Annotated in this window: 14 protein-coding genes and 1 pseudogene; 8 read left to right on the top strand and 7 right to left on the bottom strand. The window is 63.1% G+C overall.

The genetic code is table 11. The features are described 5' to 3' along the window. Positions 1-368: 368 nt before the first annotated feature. The 5 genes from ACTHNE_RS08095 to hpnI form a co-directional block, all read right to left on the bottom strand. Positions 369-1364 carry a ferritin-like domain-containing protein gene (locus tag ACTHNE_RS08095; RefSeq protein WP_440268978.1) on the bottom strand — a complete coding sequence of 332 codons (996 nt, stop codon included), beginning with the start codon at positions 1362-1364 and terminating at the stop codon, positions 369-371. Next, complete coding sequence (locus ACTHNE_RS08090) at positions 1364-2383, bottom strand: flippase-like domain-containing protein (protein ID WP_440268977.1); 1020 nt, start codon at positions 2381-2383, stop codon at positions 1364-1366. The genes ACTHNE_RS08095 and ACTHNE_RS08090 overlap by 1 nt, the downstream gene beginning before the upstream one ends. Before the next feature lie 2 nt (positions 2384-2385). Next, entirely contained in the window at positions 2386-3231 is an 846-nt protein-coding gene (hpnK, locus tag ACTHNE_RS08085; protein ID WP_324944649.1) for a hopanoid biosynthesis-associated protein HpnK, read from the bottom strand. Between the two features lie 177 nt (positions 3232-3408). After that, positions 3409-4836 carry a hopanoid biosynthesis associated radical SAM protein HpnJ gene (hpnJ, locus tag ACTHNE_RS08080; RefSeq protein ID WP_324944646.1) on the bottom strand — a complete coding sequence of 476 codons (1428 nt, stop codon included), beginning with the start codon at positions 4834-4836 and terminating at the stop codon, positions 3409-3411. A 74-nt stretch (positions 4837-4910) separates the two neighbouring features. Then, on the bottom strand, positions 4911-6062 hold the full coding sequence (gene hpnI / locus ACTHNE_RS08075) for a bacteriohopanetetrol glucosamine biosynthesis glycosyltransferase HpnI (RefSeq protein ID WP_324944643.1): 1152 nt from the start codon (positions 6060-6062) through the stop codon (positions 4911-4913). A 100-nt stretch (positions 6063-6162) separates the two neighbouring features. On the opposite strand from hpnI, the gene ACTHNE_RS08070 reads away from it, so the two are divergent. The 7 genes from ACTHNE_RS08070 to ACTHNE_RS08040 all read left to right on the top strand — a co-directional run bounded on the left by ACTHNE_RS08070 (position 6163) and on the right by ACTHNE_RS08040 (position 14186). Next, positions 6163-6678 carry a DUF2147 domain-containing protein gene (locus ACTHNE_RS08070; RefSeq protein WP_324944640.1) on the top strand — a complete coding sequence of 172 codons (516 nt, stop codon included), beginning with the start codon at positions 6163-6165 and terminating at the stop codon, positions 6676-6678. Between the two features lie 40 nt (positions 6679-6718). Next, entirely contained in the window at positions 6719-7747 is a 1029-nt protein-coding gene (gene mvaD, locus ACTHNE_RS08065; protein ID WP_324944636.1) for a diphosphomevalonate decarboxylase, read from the top strand. Next, positions 7747-8832, top strand: a complete 1086-nt coding sequence (locus ACTHNE_RS08060; protein WP_324944633.1) for a mevalonate kinase family protein — start codon at positions 7747-7749, stop codon at positions 8830-8832. Before mvaD ends, ACTHNE_RS08060 begins: the two co-directional genes overlap by 1 nt. 102 nt (positions 8833-8934) lie before the next feature. Then, entirely contained in the window at positions 8935-11217 is a 2283-nt protein-coding gene (locus ACTHNE_RS08055) for a hydroxymethylglutaryl-CoA reductase, degradative (RefSeq protein WP_324944631.1), read from the top strand. After that, positions 11210-11800, top strand: coding sequence for an isopentenyl-diphosphate Delta-isomerase (gene idi, locus ACTHNE_RS08050; RefSeq protein ID WP_324944628.1), 591 nt, complete (start codon positions 11210-11212; stop codon positions 11798-11800). The genes ACTHNE_RS08055 and idi overlap by 8 nt, the downstream gene beginning before the upstream one ends. Positions 11801-11914: 114 nt before the next feature. Beyond that, a complete protein-coding gene (hpnH, locus tag ACTHNE_RS08045) occupies positions 11915-13057 on the top strand; it encodes an adenosyl-hopene transferase HpnH (protein WP_324944625.1) in 1143 nt (380 codons plus the stop codon). Positions 13058-13076: 19 nt separating this feature from the next. Next, positions 13077-14186, top strand: coding sequence for a glycosyltransferase (locus ACTHNE_RS08040; RefSeq protein WP_440268976.1), 1110 nt, complete (start codon positions 13077-13079; stop codon positions 14184-14186). An 81-nt stretch (positions 14187-14267) separates the two neighbouring features. On the opposite strand, the gene ACTHNE_RS08035 is transcribed toward ACTHNE_RS08040, so the two are convergent. Together ACTHNE_RS08035 and ACTHNE_RS08030 are read right to left on the bottom strand one after the other, a co-directional pair. After that, positions 14268-15992, bottom strand: a complete 1725-nt coding sequence (locus ACTHNE_RS08035) for an IlvD/Edd family dehydratase (RefSeq protein ID WP_440268975.1) — start codon at positions 15990-15992, stop codon at positions 14268-14270. Between the two features lie 401 nt (positions 15993-16393). Then, entirely contained in the window at positions 16394-17344 is a 951-nt protein-coding gene (locus ACTHNE_RS08030) for a LysR family transcriptional regulator (RefSeq protein WP_324944617.1), read from the bottom strand. Positions 17345-17512: 168 nt separating this feature from the next. Between ACTHNE_RS08030 and ACTHNE_RS08025 the strand changes: the two are divergent. Then, positions 17513-17922, top strand: a pseudogene (locus ACTHNE_RS08025) (AraD1 family protein); the annotation flags it as partial.

The following is a 17922-nucleotide window of genomic DNA, read 5'->3' as shown; positions in this document are numbered from 1 at the left end:
CTAGCGCTTGCCGTTCGGTAGGTTGGGGTGCAAACCCCAACATCGAATCGCGTGTGGGCGGCGGTGTTGGGGTTTGCACCCTGATACATCCCCACGTTTTTCCTTTACGTGCACACCTGCCCAGATGCCGTCGTTCCCGCGAAAGCGGGAATCCATTTGCTCTGGTGCACAGGCGAAGATGGATTGACCAGCATTCGCTGTTGAAAAGCGCCTCCGCTTTCGCGGGAATGACGGCCGGAAAAATCCGGATTGCTGATTAGTCTTTGATCTTGTTGGGGCCGCTGCCTAAAAAACGTGGGGATACCTCAGGGTGCAAACCCCAACACCGGGTTACGTACACATGGCAATGTTGGGGTTTGCACCCCAACCTACTTGCGTCGTTCGAAAAACCTGAGCACCGGTAGCGCGCATTTGACCAGAAACGGCATCGTCGTCGGCCGCAGCAGACGTGGATCGTAGCCTGAAAAACGCCGGTCGTTTTCGCTGACGCAGGTGGCCATCAGCTCCGCCACGCTCAACTCCTTTTCCGTCATCGATTGCGCGCCGGTGACGGTGAAGTTGTTGTCCTGCGCATGCTCGTTGCCGTCGGCATCCAGGCTCTTGGCCAGTTCCATGCGCTCCATGCCGAGGAACCACCACACGCGGAACACCTTCCATTCGAAGGCGATGCGCTGGAACAGGTTGAGGTTGCGCCGATGCCATGCCACCCAGTTGGCGAACAACAGGATATGGCGGCATTCCTCCTGCATCACTGGCTCGAAGGTGTCGATCAGCTCGGGCGGGAACAGGCCCGAATCATGCGCCACCTTGAACAGGCCGAAGGCGAAGAAGCTGTCGATGCATTCGCTGTAACCGGTGACCAGGTATGCCCATTCCGGGTCTTTCGGATATTCGTAGGGCGGCTCCGGCACCAGCGCAATGCCGTAGTGCTGCACCATCTTGGAGAGCACTTCCTTGTGGCGGTTTTCTTCCCACGCGTTTTGCGCCAGCGCGTTGCGCATCTGCGCATCGGGCACGATGCGCGCATACGCGGCCATGCGCAGGCGCGCCTTGCCCTCAGTCTGCACGGCGATATCCCAGATCGGCAGCGAGGTGATGCGATGCAGGGCGGCATCGTCCAGCGTCGGCCACTTCAGCACCGACGGACGGTACGGGTTGAAGGTTTCTTCGAACATGCGGCACATCATCTGCTTGTGCGCATCCGAACCGTATTTGATGCGGCCGGCCTGGGTGCTCGACCAATGACGCGTGCGCGTCTCCGAGGCGGCGATGGTGGCCGCGTCCGGCTCGCCTTCCGGCAGCACCGGCTCGTGGAAGCCGGGCACCAGTGCTTCCGGGTCAAAAGCGTCGTGTTCGAACGTCATCAATGGTTCTCTTCAGATGGACCGCTGACGCGAGCGGCGGAGCCGGCATACAGCCTGCGTGTCTCGGCCCATTGCCAGGAAATGAGCGCCGGCACGCCGAACGCCACTTCGCGCATGCGCTTGACCAGCGACAGTGCGACGCTTGCTTCCGGCGGCAGGCCGATCATGTTGCCGAACAGCACCAGCCCGCCTTCCTGCACGCCAAGGCCGGCCGGTACCACGAAGATGATATGGCGCAGCGCCTGCGTGACGGCTTCGATGGCGATCGCGTCCCACACGCTGATCGGATAGCCGAGCAGGTGCAACGCAAGCCAGGTTTCGAAACTGCCCACCACGTAGCCGATGAACTGCCAGCCGGTGGCGGCCATCAGACGCAACGGACGCGAATACTGCTCGCGGATTTCCTGGTCGAGATTGGTGCCGTCGATCAGTTCGGTGAGCTTGGAGCGCCCGCCCAGCAGTTTTTCCGCGAATCCTTCCAGGCGCGAGAACACCTTGCCGTGGCGCAGGATGATGATCAGGAAGATCGGCAGCGGCAGGCTGGCGGCGAGCGCGGAAATCACCGTGCTGAACGCGCTGATGCTTTGCGTCAGCTCGATCAGCAGGATGATGCCCAGCGCGGTGAACAGGTACTGGTTCACCAGCGTGAGCAGCACTTCCATGATCACGCTGGCTGCTGCCGCGGCGCCACCGATGCCGCGCCACTTCACCAGGCGGATGCCGATGATCTCGCCACCGATGTTCGCAACCGGCAACAGGCGATTGCTGGCCTCGCGGATCGCCGCCACCCAGAACAGGAACGGCAGCGTGGCCTGGCGGCGCGGATCGCGCGGTGCAATCAGCACGCGCCAGCCGATCACGTCGAACAGCAGCGGCAGGATATGGAACGGCAGCAGCCACAGCAGCGGCCAGCCGGCGCGATCGATCGCCGCGGCGATTTCGCCCCAGCCTTGATGCGCCACCAGGGCGATGGCGACGCCGAGGCCGAGCAGGCCAGCGATGTAACTGATCAGCTTCATGCTCATGGTGCGACTGCCGGGTCAGAAAAGCCTTCGCACAGCTGATAGCGCTCGGCGATGGTCTCGCGCACGTGCGGCGAGAGCAGCGCGGCGAGTTCATCCGCGTGCCGATATTCGGCCATGCTTTCGGTGATGTGCCCGTGTGATGCGGGATGCAGGTAGATCTCCGACAAGCCAGCCGGCAGTTCGCGCAGGATGTCGAGCATCACCGCTTCGTCCATGCCGCCACTGTGGCGCAGACCGAACACGTGATCGTTGTAGCCGACATCGGCGCGATCGAGTCGCCAGCGCATCAGCGCCAGCCACGGACGCAGCCATGGCCCCATGCCCGGTTCCGACGGCAGGCGGATCGCGCGCAAACCATATTCACGACCGATGGTGAGCATCAGCGTGAGGATGGTCGGATGCAGATGGAAATGCTTGTGCGCATTGACATGATCGAGCTTCAAGCCGGTTGCCGCGAACGCTTCGAATTGCGCGCGGATTTCGTCGGCCAGCTGGCGTCGCACGTGCGGCAGGAAAAAGAAGCGAAAGCCGTTGCGCACCATGTTCGAATCGAACATGCCTTGCGCATCGACCAGATCGGGAACGCGCGTGGGCGGCAGCATCGCACGGCCGTCGGCCAGCACCAGGTGCAGGCCGACCGCAAGGCCGGGATTGCGCGTGGCGCGCGCCACCGCGTCGGCCACCGCCGGCGCCGCCACCATCAGGCTGGCGGCGCGCAGCACGCCGTCGCGATAGCCGCGTTCGACGGCCTCGTTGACGGCTTCGTGCAGGCCGAAATCGTCGGCGGTGACGATCAGGCGTGGGCGCGTCTGCGCGGTGGCTGTTGCGGAAGGTGAATTCATCGGGGCATTCATAGAGGGTATCTGCGCGGCGCTCAACCTTGCCCGGCCGTCAATCCCGCGAAGGCGGGAATCCACGTTCGCCGTGCATCAATGCAAGATGGATTCCCGCTTGCGCGGGAATGACGGCCAGGGAAATTGAGCATCGCGATTACCCATGCCCAAGATCGGGGAAGCGGATTAAGCTTCGTGCGCCCGCAAGAAGCGGAAGAACTCCACCCCTTCGCGCAGGCGGCGCTTCATCATCTCCCAACTCGTCAGCATTTCCTTGACGATTTCCCAGATCTTCGACGGGCGGAAGTAGAAGGCGCGATAGAACTTTTCCACGCCGTGGAAAATTTCCTGCTTCGACAGATGCGGGTATTCGATCAGCGCGAGCTGCACGCCCTTGTCGTTGACCAGGTTGACCGCTTCGTTCTCTTTCAGCCAGCCGTTCTCGACCGCCTGCTTGTACAGGGAAGTGCCCGGATACGGCGCCGCCAGCGACACCTGCACGGTGTGCGGGTTGATTTCCTTGGCGTACTGGATCGTCTTCTCGATCGTTTCCTTCGTCTCGCCCGGCAGGCCGAGGATGAAGGTGCCGTGGATGGTGATGCCCAGCTTGCGGCAGTCTTCGGTGAAGCGGCGCGCGATGTCGGTGCGCAGGCCCTTCTTGATGTTGTGCAGGATCTGGTCGTCGCCCGATTCGTAACCGACCAGCAGCAGGCGCAGGCCGTTTTCCTTCATGATCTTCAGCGATTCGTACGGCACGTTCGCCTTGGCGTTGCACGACCAGGTCCAGCCCATCGCGCCCAGGCCGCGCGCGATCTCGTGCACGCGTTCCATGTTGGAGCTGTCGGTGAAGGTGTCGTCGTCGAACATCAGCTCGCGCACTTCCGGCATGTTCTCCTTGATCCACTTCGCCTCGGCCAGCACGTTCGCGGCCGAACGCGTGCGATAGCGATGGCCGCCGACGGTCTGCGGCCACAGGCAGAAGGTGCACTTGGAGCGGCAGCCACGGCCCGTGTAGATCGACACGTACGGGTGCTTGAGGTAGCCGATGAAGTAGTTGTTGATGGTCAGGTCGCGCTTGTAGATCGGCGCGACGAACGGCAGGTCGTCCATGTTCTCGATCATCGCGCGCGGCGGGTTGTGCTGCACGCTGCCATCGGCCAGCTTGTAGCTGATGCCGGTGATGCTTTCGAACGGACGGCCTTCGGCCACTTCCTTGCAGGTGTAGTCGAACTCTTCGCGCGCCACGAAATCGATTGCGGGCGAGGCGGTCAGCGAAGCGGTGGGATCGACCGCCACCTTGGCGCCGACCAGGCCGATCAGCACGCCCGGCTTGCGCGCCTTCAAAAGCTCGGCGAACTTCGCATCGGTGGGGAACGACGGTGTGCTGGTGTGGATGATCACCAGGTCGTAGCCCTCGGCGATCTTCAGGCTGTCTTCGACCGAGATCTCGTCGGCGGGCGCGTCGAGCACGCGCGAGTCGGGCACCATCGCGGCCGGCTGGGCCAGCCAGGTGGGATACCAGAAGCTCTTGATCTCGCGTTTGGCCTGGTAGCGCGAACCCGCGCCGCCATCAAAGCCATCGAAGGAAGGAGCTTGCAGAAAAAGCGTTTTCATTACGGATGACTCCTGCGGGGGCGTTCAATGCCCGGGGACAGCAGATCGTTCAGATATTCAACCAGTCGAACAGTTTACGGCGCTGAACCGTCGCCACGTGCATGCAGTACTTGACCGCGCCATCTTACCTGCCAACCGGCGAGGGCGGCTGCCCATTCCATCAGCAATAAGGCGTCGCGGAGGGGAATCAACAGGACTTCATGCCAGGCAAAGGCTTGATCGCTGATGCGCCGCTGCAAAAAGTGTAGCAAAAGCCGCGCGCCGCCACCGAGCGCGGCGAGCCCGAGTGTGAACGCGCCCGGCGCCAGGGCCAGCCCCAGCAGCAGCAAGGGCGAGGTAAAGCACACGAACGTCATGGCAAAGCCGGACGGAGCGATCGAGCGGATGGTGCGCAGCCAGCGCAATTCATGCGACCACAAATCTTTCAGCTTGCTTTCGCTTACTTCCGTGCCGACGACCACGTCCGACAGCACGGTGCGCAGGCCGGCGCGGCGGGTGAGCTCGCCCAGCCAGAAGTCGTCGGCCAGGATGTCGCGCAGCGCTTCGAATCCGCCGATCCATTGCAAGCTGTCACGGCGCAGGGCGATGGTGGAGCCGAACGCGAAGCGCGTGGAGCCGAAGGCATGCGAAAGCCGTACCGAAGGCGCGAACCAGTCGTCGATGAATAGACGGCCAAGCCGCGACCACAACGAAGGCCCGGGAATGCCGTAGTAGAGGCAGGTGACGATGCCCACGCCGGAGTCGGCCAGCGGCGCGGTGACGCGCGTCAGGTAATCCGGTCCGACATGGATATCGGCGTCGGCCAGCACCAGCAGATCGTGCTCTGCATGCGGCAGCATGTTGATGAGGTTGCTGACTTTGAAGTTCGCGCCATGCACGCGTGGATCGACCACCATGGCGATGGAACGCTGCGGAAATTCCCCGCGCAAGCGCTTCACCACGGCGATGGCCGAGTCTTCCGGATCGCGCACCCCGAACACCAGCTGGTACTCCGGATGCGTCTGCCGGCAGAAGCTGCGCAGGTTCTCGTACAGCCTGGGTTCGGCACCATGCAGCGGCTTGAGCACGCTGGCGGGGCGGGGCGGGGTAGGGTCTGGTGGAACTCGTTGCGGCTTTCGTGATCCTTTCATCACCGCCCATAGCGCTACGCAGGCATAGCCTGCCGCGGCAAATGCCAGCGCGATGCCCACTGCGTGGAGGGTGTCGAGCAACCAGTTCGAGGACATAGACGTTTATGCTACCGGGAATGCGTCGACACGAAGCGCGCACATATGAGGCCTGGCTCGCGATGATGCAAGAGGGTTTGCGATGAGAAAGGGTGCCTGGTTGAGCGCATTGGCCTTTTTGCTGTTGAGCGTTGCGGCGCATGCGGCCGACCCTTACGTGCCCACGCCTGCGGCCATCGTGGGCGACTGGCTGGTGGAAAGCCGTGACGCCGTCATTCGCATCGAGCAGGTCGGCGACGAATATCAGGGCACCATCCTGTGGCAATTGCACGATACCTATGGGCCCGAAGACGGCCCTGAACTCAACGGCAAGATCGTCACCGACCGCCACAATCCCGATCCGGCCTTGCGTTCCCGGCCGTTGACCGGGCTGCGCTTGCTCACCGGGCTCAAGTTCGACCCGGGCAGCAAGAAGTGGAAAGGCGGCCACGTCTATAACTCGGACGACGGCCGCACCTATAATTGCTGGGTTCGGCTGCGCGGCCCGGACCGGTTGCAGCTGCATGGCTATATCGGCATCAGCCTGTTCGGTGGCAGCACCGTGTGGACCCGCGTCACCATGCGGCCACCTGCGCCAGGTCAACTGCCCTTCGTGCCGGACGCGCCGGGCAAGTAACCGGCCGGAATACAAAGTTTCCTTTCCCCAGCGAGACATCATGAACCGCGAACCACGCACCGATGCATCCGGTGAATTGCGTGCTGCCTCCCAGGCGCAACCCAACATCGCCTTGATCAAGTACTGGGGCAAGCGCGACGTTGCGCTGAACCTGCCGGTGGTCGGTTCGCTCTCCATCACGCTGGAAAGCCTGTGGACGCGCACCGACGTGCAGTTCGTGCCAGGGCAGAAGCAGGATTGGGCCAGCCTCAACGGTCGCAGTGACGACGCCGAAACCCGGCGCATCAGCAAGTGCCTGGACCTGCTGCGTGCGCGTGCCGGCGTCGACTACGGCGCGAACGTGGCGAGCCGCAACAACTTCCCTACCGCCGCGGGCCTGGCTTCGTCGGCATCGGGCTTTGCCGCCTTGGTGCATGCTGGTGCGCGTGCATTGGGTTTGAACCTGAGCCTGGACGAGCAATCGGTGCTGGCGCGCCGCTGTTCCGGCTCGGCTGCGCGCTCCATCTTCGGCGGCTATGTGGAATGGGCGCACGGCAAGCTTGCCGATGGCACCGATTCGGTGGCGCGTCCAGTGCTGGACGCCAACGCATGGCCATTACGTGTGGCAGTGGCGATCACCTCCACCGCCGCCAAGCAGGTGGGCTCCACCGAAGGCATGCGCCGCACCGCCGAGACTTCGCCGTATCAATCCGCGTGGATCGACACGCAAGAGGCTGATTTGAGCGTGGCGCGCAACGCCGTGCTCGCGCGCGATTTCGATGCGCTGGCGCAGATCTCCGAATACAGCTGCCTGAAGATGCATGCGCTGGCGCTGGCCGCGCAGCCGGGCTTGCTGTACTGGAACGGCGCCACGGTGGAATGCATGCATCGCGTGCGTGCGTTGCGTCAGCAAGGTGTGCCAGTGTTCTTCACGGTCGATGCCGGTCCGCAGGTGAAGGCGGTTTGCGCGCCATCGGCGATCGAACAGGTGAAGACCGCTCTGCGCGATGTGCCCGGCGTGCTCGAAGTGCTCGACACCGGCCTGGGCGAAGGCGCGCGCGCGATCGCCACGGACCTGGTGGAGGCCTGATGGAAGTCGTCGCCAGCGCTCCCGCCAAGCTGGTTCTGCTGGGCGATTACGCGGTACTGGAAGGCGCGCGCGCCCTGGTGCAGGCAGTCGATCGCCGCGCGCAGGTACGGATCGTGTCGCGCGAGGATCAAGCCTGCGACGTGCATGCGCCGGATCTGGGCATTCCCAGCGCGCGTGCGCTCATGGGCGAGAACGGCCAATGGCAATGGCAGTGCGATGAGGCAAGCAAGGCCAAGCTGACATTGGTCGACCATGTCTGGCACGGCATGCTGCGCGAAGGTCTCGCGCCGGTATCGGGAAAAGGATTCGATCTGTACCTGGATACCTCCGGCTTCTTTCATGCCGATGGCGTGTCCAAGCTCGGGCTGGGTTCCAGTGCGGCCCTGACCGTGGCGCTCGCTTCGGCGCTGGCGAGCTATGCCGGCCACGGCGATGCGATCACCGATCGCACGCAGTGGATGCGCCGGCTGCTGCACATGCATGGCGATTGGCAAGGCGGCCGCGGCAGCGGTGTCGACGTGGCGGCCAGCGTGGCGGGTGGCTTGATCGGCTATCAGCTCGTTGGCGCTACGCGCGAGCCCACCTATGAAGCGCTTTCGACAGACGGCCTGCACTGCCTGTTCGTATGGTCGGGCCAGTCGGTATCCACCAACCAGTCGTTGCAGCACCTGGCGCATTGGCGGCAAAGCCATGCCCAGGACTACGACGCGCATATGCGCGAACTGGGCCTGGTTTCCGCGGCGGCGATCGATGCGTTGAAGCGGCGGGATCTGCCGTCTTTCATCGGCCTTACAAAAGATTATGCGCGGGGCCTGCAGCGTTTCGGCGCCGCCTGCGGGCTGGAAATCTATTCCCCCGCACAAAAAGAGCTTGCCGGTATGGCTTCCGGCACCGATGTCAGCTATAAGCCTTGCGGCGCCGGCGGTGACTTCGGCGTGGTTTTTGCCGAGGACGCGGAAAGGTTGGCGACATTTGAACGCGTCATTGTCTGCGCCGGTATGCACGTCGTTCCCCTGGGGCTTGATTCCCAAGGGGTGAGTTGCCATATGCGCACGGATGCGGCATTTCCCCCGCAAGGACATTGACGTGATCACAGCCCCCACCCTCCGTCATGGCATCCGTGCCGCTTGCAACGCCGTGACGCCAGGGTCTGTGACTTTCGACCTATCACGGAGTGCTTAAGGCTTATGAGCGCCGAATCTTCGAGTGCCGAACGGTCCCGATTTCCCGCTTTCTACAAACTCTCGGTGTCCGACCGCGTACGCATCATCCATGAGCGTGGCTGGTTATCGGCCGAGGATTATCAGGCGCTGGTCTCCGGCGAGCACACGCTGAAGATCCACAAAGCCGACAAGATGATCGAGAACGTCGTCGGCGTGATGGGCTTGCCGGTGGGTTTGGGTCTGAACTTCCTGGTCAACGGCCGCGACTACATCGTGCCGCTGGTGGTGGAAGAACCCTCCATCGTCGCGGCACTGTCGTCGGCGGCCAAGCTGGTGCGCGGCACCGGCGGCTTCACAGTGGAAAGCACCGAGCCGGTACTGATCGGCCAGGTGCAGGTGGTGGACGTGCCGCACCTGGCGCACGCCAAGGCCGCGCTGCTCCAGCGCAAGGACGAACTGCTCAACCTCGCCAACAGCCTGCACCCGCAGATGGTGGCGCGCGGCGGCGGCGCGCAGGACCTGGAAGTGCACGTGCATCCGCGCCCCGAAGGCGGCGACATGCTGGTGCTGCATCTGCTGGTCGACACGCGCGACGCGATGGGCGCCAACCTCGTCAACACCATGTGCGAAGGCATCGCCTCGCTGGTGGAAACGATGACCGGCGGCCGGGTTTTCTTGCGCATTCTTTCCAATCTCACCGATCGGTCGATGGTGCGTGCGCGTTGCGTGATTCCCGCCGACCAGCTCACCGGCAAGGGTTTCGAAGGCGAGGAAGTGCGTGACGGCATCGTGCTCGCGAACGAGTTCGCCAGCATCGATCCGTATCGCGCGGCCACGCACAACAAGGGCATCATGAACGGCGTCGACGCCGTCGCGCTGGCCACCGGCAACGACTGGCGCGCGATCGAAGCGGCCGCGCATGCATATGCCGCACGCGGCGGTCGCTACACCTCGCTCACGCGCTGGTACAAGGGCGAGAAGGGCGAGCTGATCGGCGAGCTCGACATTCCGATGAAGGTCGGCACCGTTGGTGGTCCGTTGCAATCGAACGCCACCGTCGCGCTCAACCTGCGCCTGCTCGGCGTGAAGACCGCGCGCGAACTGGCCGAAATCATGGGCGCGGTCGGCCTGGCGCAGAACTTCTCCGCCTTGCGCGCGCTGGTTACCGAAGGCATCCAGCAGGGTCACATGACGCTGCATGCACGCAGCGTTGCGGTGGCGGCTGGCGCCACGCCGGAAATTTTCGATACGGTGGTGGAGCGCCTTGTGGAAACCGGCGAGATCAAGATCTGGAAAGCGCAGGAGATCGTCGAGCAGGTGCGCCAGGAGTCGCGCGGCGTGCCGCTGACCACCATCGAGCAACCGTCGGTGGATCATCGCGCCTGCGGTCACGGCAAGATCATCCTGCTCGGCGAGCACGCGGTGGTGTACGGCAGCCATGCCGTCGCTGCACCCGTACCGCTGGCGGTGCGTGCGGTGGCGCAGGATACGAAGTCCGGTGGCGTGGACATGTTCATTCCGCGCTGGGGCGTGGAATACCGCCTGCATCGTGATCCGGCGCACCGCGATTCGTTCCAGCGTTCGCTCGGTATCATCTTCGACGAACTGCAGCTGACCGATCGCTCGATGCGCATCGAAGTGTTCCCCAACGTGCCGCGTGCGATGGGCCTGGGCGGTTCGGCCGCGATGGCTGTGGCGGTGATCCGCGCGCTAGACCAGCACTACAAGCTGGGCCTTTCCGACGAAGAGATCAACGCGCTGGCATTCCGTTGCGAGGAAGTCGCGCACGGTTCGGCCTCGGGCATCGACAACACGGTGGCCACCTATGGCAAGCCGCTGCTCTACAAGCGCGCCGCCAAGAAGGGCGAGGCGCCGATGGTGCGCGAGCTGCATCTGCCCAAGCGCATTCCGTTGGTGATCGGCATCAGCGGCAAGGAAAGCCTCACCGCGGTGACGGTCGGCAAGGTGCGCACCGCGTGGCAGCGCAACCCGGCGCTATACGACGGCATCTTCCAGCAGATCGACGCGCTCACGCTGCAAGGCGTGGAAGCGATGCAGCAGTACGACCTGGAACGCCTCGGTGATTTGATGAACATCTGCCACGGCCTGCTCAACGCGCTGCGCGTATCGAGCTGGGAAGTGGAAGAACTGGTGCAGATCGCACGCGAACACGGCGCACTGGGCGCCAAGCTCACGGGCGGCGGCGGCGGTGGTTCGATCGTTGCGCTGTGCCCGCAGAATCGCGAAAAGGTGGCCGCGTCGATTCGCGATGCCGGCTACCAGGCGATGGAGGTCGACATTGGATAACACAGAACTCGAGCGCCAGGACTGGCGCGATTCCAACGAAGTGGTGTCGTTCGACGACGAGCCGCTGGTGCTGGTCGACAGCGACGATCGCGAGATCGGTTTTCTCGACAAGGCCTCCGCGCACGTCGGCAAGGGCACGCTGCATCGCGCGTTCTCCTTGTTCGTGTTCAACACGAAGGGCGAACTGCTGCTGCAGCAGCGCGCGCCGGGCAAGCGGTTGTGGCCGGGTTACTGGTCGAACACCTGCTGCAGCCATCCGCGCCGCGGCGAAACCATCGATACCGCCATCCATCGTCGCCTCAAGGAAGAACTGGGGCTGGCTTGCTCGCTCACGTATCTGTTCAAGTTCCAGTATCAGGCGCAGTTCGATGCGGACGGTGCCGAGCACGAGCTGTGCTGGGTCTACGCGGGCCGCAGCGACAATGCGCCGACGGTGAACATCAACGAAATCTCGGGTTTGCGCTATATCGCGCCGGATGCGCTGGACGCGGAAATAGCGGCCAAGCCGGAGGCCTTCACGCCCTGGTTCAAGATCGAGTGGGAACGAATTCGCCGCGAGCACCCGAAGGTGCTCAAAGGTTAACGGCCGGACGCAGCCAGGACCGTGGCTGACGTTCGAGTGACTTATACTGTACTGAACAGGTAAGATTTTCAGGCGCCCTGCGGTACAGGCGTCCAGACATTCCGGAGAAGTCCCTTGGGTATCCCTCTTATTCAGCAAACCACGATCGCTCAATACATCATCAAGAAGAAGCTGAGTGGTCAGAAGCGCTACCCGCTGGCGATGATGTTGGAGCCGTTGTTCCAATGCAATCTGGCATGTGCCGGCTGCGGCAAGATCGACCAGCCGAAGGAAATCCTGCAAAAGCGCATGAGCGTGGAGCAGGCGCTGGCCGCGGTGGACGAATGCGACGCACCGGTGGTTTCGATTCCCGGCGGCGAACCGCTGATCCACAAGGATCTACCGAAGATCGTCGAAGGCATCGTGGCGCGCAAGAAGTTCGTGTATCTGTGCACCAATGCGATCCTGATGCCCAAGCACATCGACGAATACAAGCCCTCGCCGTACTTCACCTGGTCGGTGCATCTGGACGGCCTGGAGAAGCAGCACGACAAATCCGTGTGCATGGACGGCGTGTTCGATAAGGCCGTGGCGGCGATCAAGCTGGCGCTGTCGAAAGGCTTCCGCGTCACGGTGAACTGCACGCTGTTCAACAATGAGACACCCGAAGAAGTCGCCAACTTCTTCGATTACGCGATGGAACTGGGCGTGGAAGGCATCACCGTATCGCCCGGTTACAGCTACCAGCACGCGCCGAGCCAGGACGTGTTCCTCGGCCGCACCGAAAGCAAGCAGCTGTTCCGCGATATCTTCAAGATCGGCAAGGAGCGCAAGCGCAAGTGGGCGTTCAACCAGTCGGCGATGTTCGTGGACTTCATCGCGGGCAACCAGAGCTACCAGTGCACGCCGTGGTCCAATCCCACCTACAACATCTTCGGCTGGCAGAAGCCGTGCTACCTGCTGGTGGACGAGGGTTACGCCAAGACCTACAAGGAGTTGATGGAAGACACCGAGTGGGAAAAGTATGGCGTGGGCATCAATCCGAAGTGCGACAACTGCATGGCGCACTGCGGCTTTGAAGGCACCGCGGTGAACGACATGTTCGCGCATCCGCTGAAGGCGCTGAAGGTGTCGATGTTCGGTCCGCGCACCGATGGCCCGATGGCGCCGGATCTGCCGGTGAAGTACGGCAATCGCGCCGATGCCACGGCGATCCATATTCCGATCAGCTCGATCCAGCGTCGCAGCACGGAAACGAGTACCGAGGCGAATCACTAAACACCAAGCGCCGATAACGATGGGCATAGTGGTTTGGATTGCCGCGTCGCTGCCGGCATTGATGTGGGTGGGCCTGCTGCTGGTACCGTGGCGGCCCTGGAGTACGCGTGAACGCATCGAAGCCGACCCGCATGCCAGGCCGGTCGATCTCAGCCAGATCACCGTGCTGATTCCTGCACGCAACGAGGCCGACGTGATCGGCCTCACGCTGGCGGGTTTGCAGGTGCAAGGTAGCGGCCTGCAAGTGATCGTAGTCGACGATCAGTCCACCGACGACACCGCCAGGATCGCCGCATCGTTTCCCAACGTAAGCGTGATCTCCGGCCAGCCGCTGCCGCAAGGCTGGGCCGGCAAGCTATGGGCGCTGGAGCAGGGCAAGGCGCACGTGCATACGCCGATTACCCTGCTGCTGGATGCGGACATCCAATTGCAACCCGGATTGCTGCCGGCACTGCTTGCCCACAAGCAACGCGATAACCGCCAGTTCGTCTCGCTGATGGCGGACCTGCGCCGCACCAGTTTCTGGGATCGCCTGCTGCTGCCGGCGTTCGTCTACTACTTCAAGCTGCTGTATCCGTTTTCCGTTTCCAACTCATCTTCGCGCCTGGTTGCGGCGGCGGCCGGTGGCTGCATCCTGGTCGATACCGAAGCGCTGCAGCGCGCAGGTGCATTCGCCAGTTTGCGCAATGCCTTGATCGACGATTGCACGCTGGCGCGGCAAGTGAAGAATGCCGGTTATCGCACGTGGCTGGGTCTTAGTCGTGGCGTGGTGAGCCTGCGTCCTTACGGCAGCCTGGGTTCGATTCACGACATGGTCGCGCGCTCGGCGTTTACACAGCTCGGTTACTCGACCTTGCTGTTGCTGGTGGTAACCATCCTGTTTGCCATCGCCTACGGTCTGCCGTTTGTGTTGCTGGCTTCGCCGGTTGCGTGGCGTCTGGGTTTGATCGCGCTGGTCGCGATGATGCTCAGCTATCTGCCCATGTTGCGTTACTACCACATGCGCCTGGCTTGGGCACTGCTGTTGCCATTGGGCGCCATGCTGTATCTGGGCATGACCTGGAGTTCGGCCATTCGTTATTGGCGCGGTGTGCGCTCACGTTGGAAAGATCGCACCTACAGCACCTGATTGCCATGTAGGCTGGGATGAAATCCCAGCATCGCCATGGATGTGCTGGGATTTCATCCCAGCCTACGATATGGCGCGAATTCAATGCGAATCGCGCCCCACTTCATCGCCGCTACCGCCGACCAGGATGTCCAGATCGGCACCCAGGTGCGCCTGCTGCACATGATCCACATAAAGTTTCGTCCAGCCACGTGCTGGCGAAGCGGGTGCTTTCCATTCGGCGCGACGTTGCGCCAATTCCTCTTCCGGCACGTCCAGATGCAAGCGGCGATTCGGCACATCCAGCTCGATGAAATCGCCGTTGCGTACCAAAGCCAACGTACCGCCTGCCGCCGCTTCAGGCGAAACATGCAGCACCACCGTGCCGTACGCAGTGCCGCTCATACGCGCATCGGAAATACGGATGATGTCGGTGATGCCGCGCTTGAGCAGCTTTGGCGGTAGCGGCATGTTGCCCACTTCGGCCATGCCGGGATAACCGCGCGGGCCGCAGTTCTTCAGCACCATCACGCAGGTTTCGTCGATGTCGAGCGCTTCATCATCGATGCGCGCCTTGAGTTCCTCGATGTTCTCGAACACCACGGCGCGGCCGCGATGCTGCAACAGCTGCGGTGAAGCCGCCGACGGCTTGATCACCGCGCCGTTCGGCGCCAGGTTGCCGTGCAGTACCGCGATGCCCGCTTCGGGCTTGAACGGTTCGGCCAGCGGACGGATCACGTCGCGATTCCAGCACAGCGCATCGGCAATGTTCTCGCCAAGCGTACGGCCATTGGCGGTGAGCGCGTCCAAGGCCAGATGCTCGGAGATTTCGCGCAACACCGCCGGAAGACCGCCGGCGTAATAGAAATCCTCCATCAGGTATTCGCCGGAGGGTTTCAGGTTGACCAGGCACGGCAGGCGCGAGCCCAGGCGATCCCAATCGTCCAGGCTCAGCGGCACGCCGATGCGGCCGGCCAGCGCAAGCAGATGGATCACCGCATTGGTCGAACCACCGATCGCGGCATTGGTCTTGATCGCGTTCTCGAAGGCGTTGCGGGTGAGAATGCGCGACATGCGCAGGTCTTCCTTCACCATCTCGACGATGCGCCGGCCGGTCAGATGGGCAAGGCGGAAACGGCGCGCATCCACCGCGGGAATCGCCGCGTTTTCCGGCAGCGACATGCCGAGTGCTTCGACCATGGAGGCCCTGGTCGAGGCGGTGCCCATGGTCATGCAGCTGCCCTTGGAGCGCTGCATGGACGCTTCGGCCTCGACGAAATCGCGCTGGCTCAATTCGCCGGCGCGCACCATCTCCGACATCTGGATCACGCCGGTACCCGAACCCACCGGGCAGCCGCGCCAGTTGCCCGACAGCGACGCACCGCCGGACAGGCCGATAGTGGGCAGGTCGACGCTGGCCGCGCCCATCAGCAGCGAGGGCGTGGTCTTGTCGCAGCCCATCAGCAACACTACGCCGTCGAGCGGATTGGCGCGGATCGATTCCTCGACGTCCATGCTGGCCAGGTTGCGCCACAGCATGGCGGTGGGCCGCACCTGGGTTTCGCCCAGCGACATCACCGGGAATTCCAGCGGAAAACCACCGGCTTCGTACACACCGCGTTTCACGTGCTCGGCCAGCTCGCGGAACGATGCGTTGCACGGCGTGAGTTCCGACCAGGTATTGCAGATGCCGATCACCGGGCGGCCATCGAACATCTCATGCGGCAGCCCGAGGCTTTTCAGCCAGCTGCGGTAATAGAAGCCTTGTTTGCCTTCCCGGCCAAACCATTCCTGGCTGCGTCTGGACGGCTTCTTGGGTGAGCCCATAAAGAAAGGGATTCCTTCGGTGGCGGCAGCGACGAAAAGCGCGCGGCGTTTCGGCCTGTCAGATGAGGACGCTGTAGGCCACCGATGCTACAGAGCATAGTGATACGGTAAAAATGACAATATTTGCCGCATCGATATACATATGCTTATCGGTGCGTATTTCTTTATCGGTGCGTATTTCTTTAGCGTTGCGTACCAGCCAGCCGATATTCGCTCCCTCCCCTACGTGTAGTAGGGGAGGGTTGGGGTGGAGTGAAGCAACCTCGCGTGGCATTTCAACGATGCGGCAAGCTCAAACAAGCCCACCCCAGCCCTCCCCTGCACGCAGGGGAGGGAGCCGTCATTCGCACAGCTGAGGCTCGACGCTAATCAGGTCCTGCATACGGGAACACACGCAACCCTCAATCGACCGCCGAACCATAAACCTGCACCGCCGCCGCCTTCACCGCCTGCAACACCGTATGCGCCGCGGGCGACAGCAGCCAGTCGCGGCGGGTGATGATGCCGAACGAATCCATGCGGCAGGACAGCTCGTACGGCACCACCGCCACCATGCCAAATTCCGCATAGTGGCGGGCGACATCGGTGGGCACCACCGCCATATAGTCGGTCTCCTGCAGGATCTTGGAGAGGAACATCAGCGCCGCCGTGCCGATGACCTGCCGCGGCGGCTCCAGGCCGGCGCTCTGGAACATCAGCTCGAAACGATGGCGCAGCACGCTGCCGACCGGCGGCACGATCCAGTCCGCCTTGGCAAGATGGGTCAGTTCCACCTTGGGCAACGACAGCACCGGATGCTGCGGGCGCACGATCGCGCACACTTCTTCCTCGGCCAGCGCCTCGTACAGCAGCTGGCTCTTGTCGTGCCGCGCGAACAGGCGCGCCACCAGGAAATCCACGCGATTCTGCGCCAGCCGTTCCAGCAGCACGTCGCTGCTTTCCACCAGCAGCGATACGCGCAGGTCCGGGCGCTCGCGGGTGATGCGCGCCAGCGCACTGGGCAGCAAGGTCATCGAGGGGCCGGCGATGGCGCCAATGGCGACACTGCCGGCCTGGCCGGTCTTCAGCGCTTCGATCTCCGCGCCCGCCTCACGCAGGCTGGAGAGGGAAATGCGCGCGTGGCGGATCAGGCTTTCGCCGTACCAGGTCGGGCGCATGCCGCGTGGCAGCCGCTCGAACAGCGGTACGCCCAGCATGTCCTCCAGATCCTTGAGCAGCTTCGATGCCGCCGGCTGCGACATATTGAGGACTTCGGCGGCGCGGTGGATATTGCCCTCCTCGTCGATGGCGATCAGCAGCATGAGCTGGCGCGTCTTTAGACGCGCGCGGACGAACCAGGGATTGGAGTGCATGGGCTGATATACGTGCTTTGATATCGATGTGTTCCAAATCTATATTTGTTGTATATCCGTTGCAATCGCAAAATAGCCAGAACCGGGCCTGCCGCCGGACTGCCGAGGCCTCTGGCATGGCAGGCCCGCGCATCCGGCCTCACTGTGTTTGCGAGGTAGGACGACACGATGCGATTGATCCAGCTTCTCGATGATGCCGCCGCGACGCGCGTTGGCGTGGTGGATGACGACGGCGGACAGGTGCGCTTGCTGGATGGCATCTCCTCCATGTACGACCTGGCCCGAGCGGCGATCGCCGCGGGCCACACGCTCGAGCAGGCTGCCCGCGCGCAGAAGGGTGATAAAACACTGAGCTATCGCGATGCACTGTCGGGGCAACGCGTGTTGAGTCCGCTGCATCATCCCGATCCCGCGCATTGCCTGGTCACCGGCACCGGCTTGACGCATCTGGGCAGCGCCGCCGCGCGCGACGCGATGCACCAGCAGCTCAAGCAAAAAGCCGATCACGAACTGACCGATTCGATGAAGATGTTCCAGTGGGGCGTCGAAGGCGGCATCCCGCGCGACGGCCAGCCCGG

It is taken from the genome of Dyella sp., from assembly GCF_051954575.1.
In the GTDB taxonomy this organism is placed as follows: domain Bacteria; phylum Pseudomonadota; class Gammaproteobacteria; order Xanthomonadales; family Rhodanobacteraceae; genus Dyella_B.
This window is presented reverse-complemented; position numbering and strand designations above follow the sequence as displayed.

Bases quoted from the DNA above. Each gene is read 5' to 3' on its own strand.
- ACTHNE_RS08095 (WP_440268978.1), bottom strand. From the start codon at position 1,364: ATGACGTTCGAACACGACGCTTTTGACCCGGAAGCACTGGTGCCCGGC.
- ACTHNE_RS08090 (WP_440268977.1), bottom strand. From the start codon at position 2,383: ATGAAGCTGATCAGTTACATCGCTGGCCTGCTCGGCCTCGGCGTCGCC.
- hpnK (WP_324944649.1), bottom strand. From the start codon at position 3,231: ATGAATTCACCTTCCGCAACAGCCACCGCGCAGACGCGCCCACGCCTG.
- hpnJ (WP_324944646.1), bottom strand. From the start codon at position 4,836: ATGAAAACGCTTTTTCTGCAAGCTCCTTCCTTCGATGGCTTTGATGGC.
- hpnI (WP_324944643.1), bottom strand. From the start codon at position 6,062: ATGTCCTCGAACTGGTTGCTCGACACCCTCCACGCAGTGGGCATCGCG.
- mvaD (WP_324944636.1), top strand. From the start codon at position 6,719: ATGAACCGCGAACCACGCACCGATGCATCCGGTGAATTGCGTGCTGCC.
- ACTHNE_RS08060 (WP_324944633.1), top strand. From the start codon at position 7,747: ATGGAAGTCGTCGCCAGCGCTCCCGCCAAGCTGGTTCTGCTGGGCGAT.
- ACTHNE_RS08055 (WP_324944631.1), top strand. From the start codon at position 8,935: ATGAGCGCCGAATCTTCGAGTGCCGAACGGTCCCGATTTCCCGCTTTC.
- ACTHNE_RS08040 (WP_440268976.1), top strand. From the start codon at position 13,077: ATGGGCATAGTGGTTTGGATTGCCGCGTCGCTGCCGGCATTGATGTGG.
- ACTHNE_RS08035 (WP_440268975.1), bottom strand. From the start codon at position 15,992: ATGGGCTCACCCAAGAAGCCGTCCAGACGCAGCCAGGAATGGTTTGGC.
- ACTHNE_RS08030 (WP_324944617.1), bottom strand. From the start codon at position 17,344: ATGCACTCCAATCCCTGGTTCGTCCGCGCGCGTCTAAAGACGCGCCAG.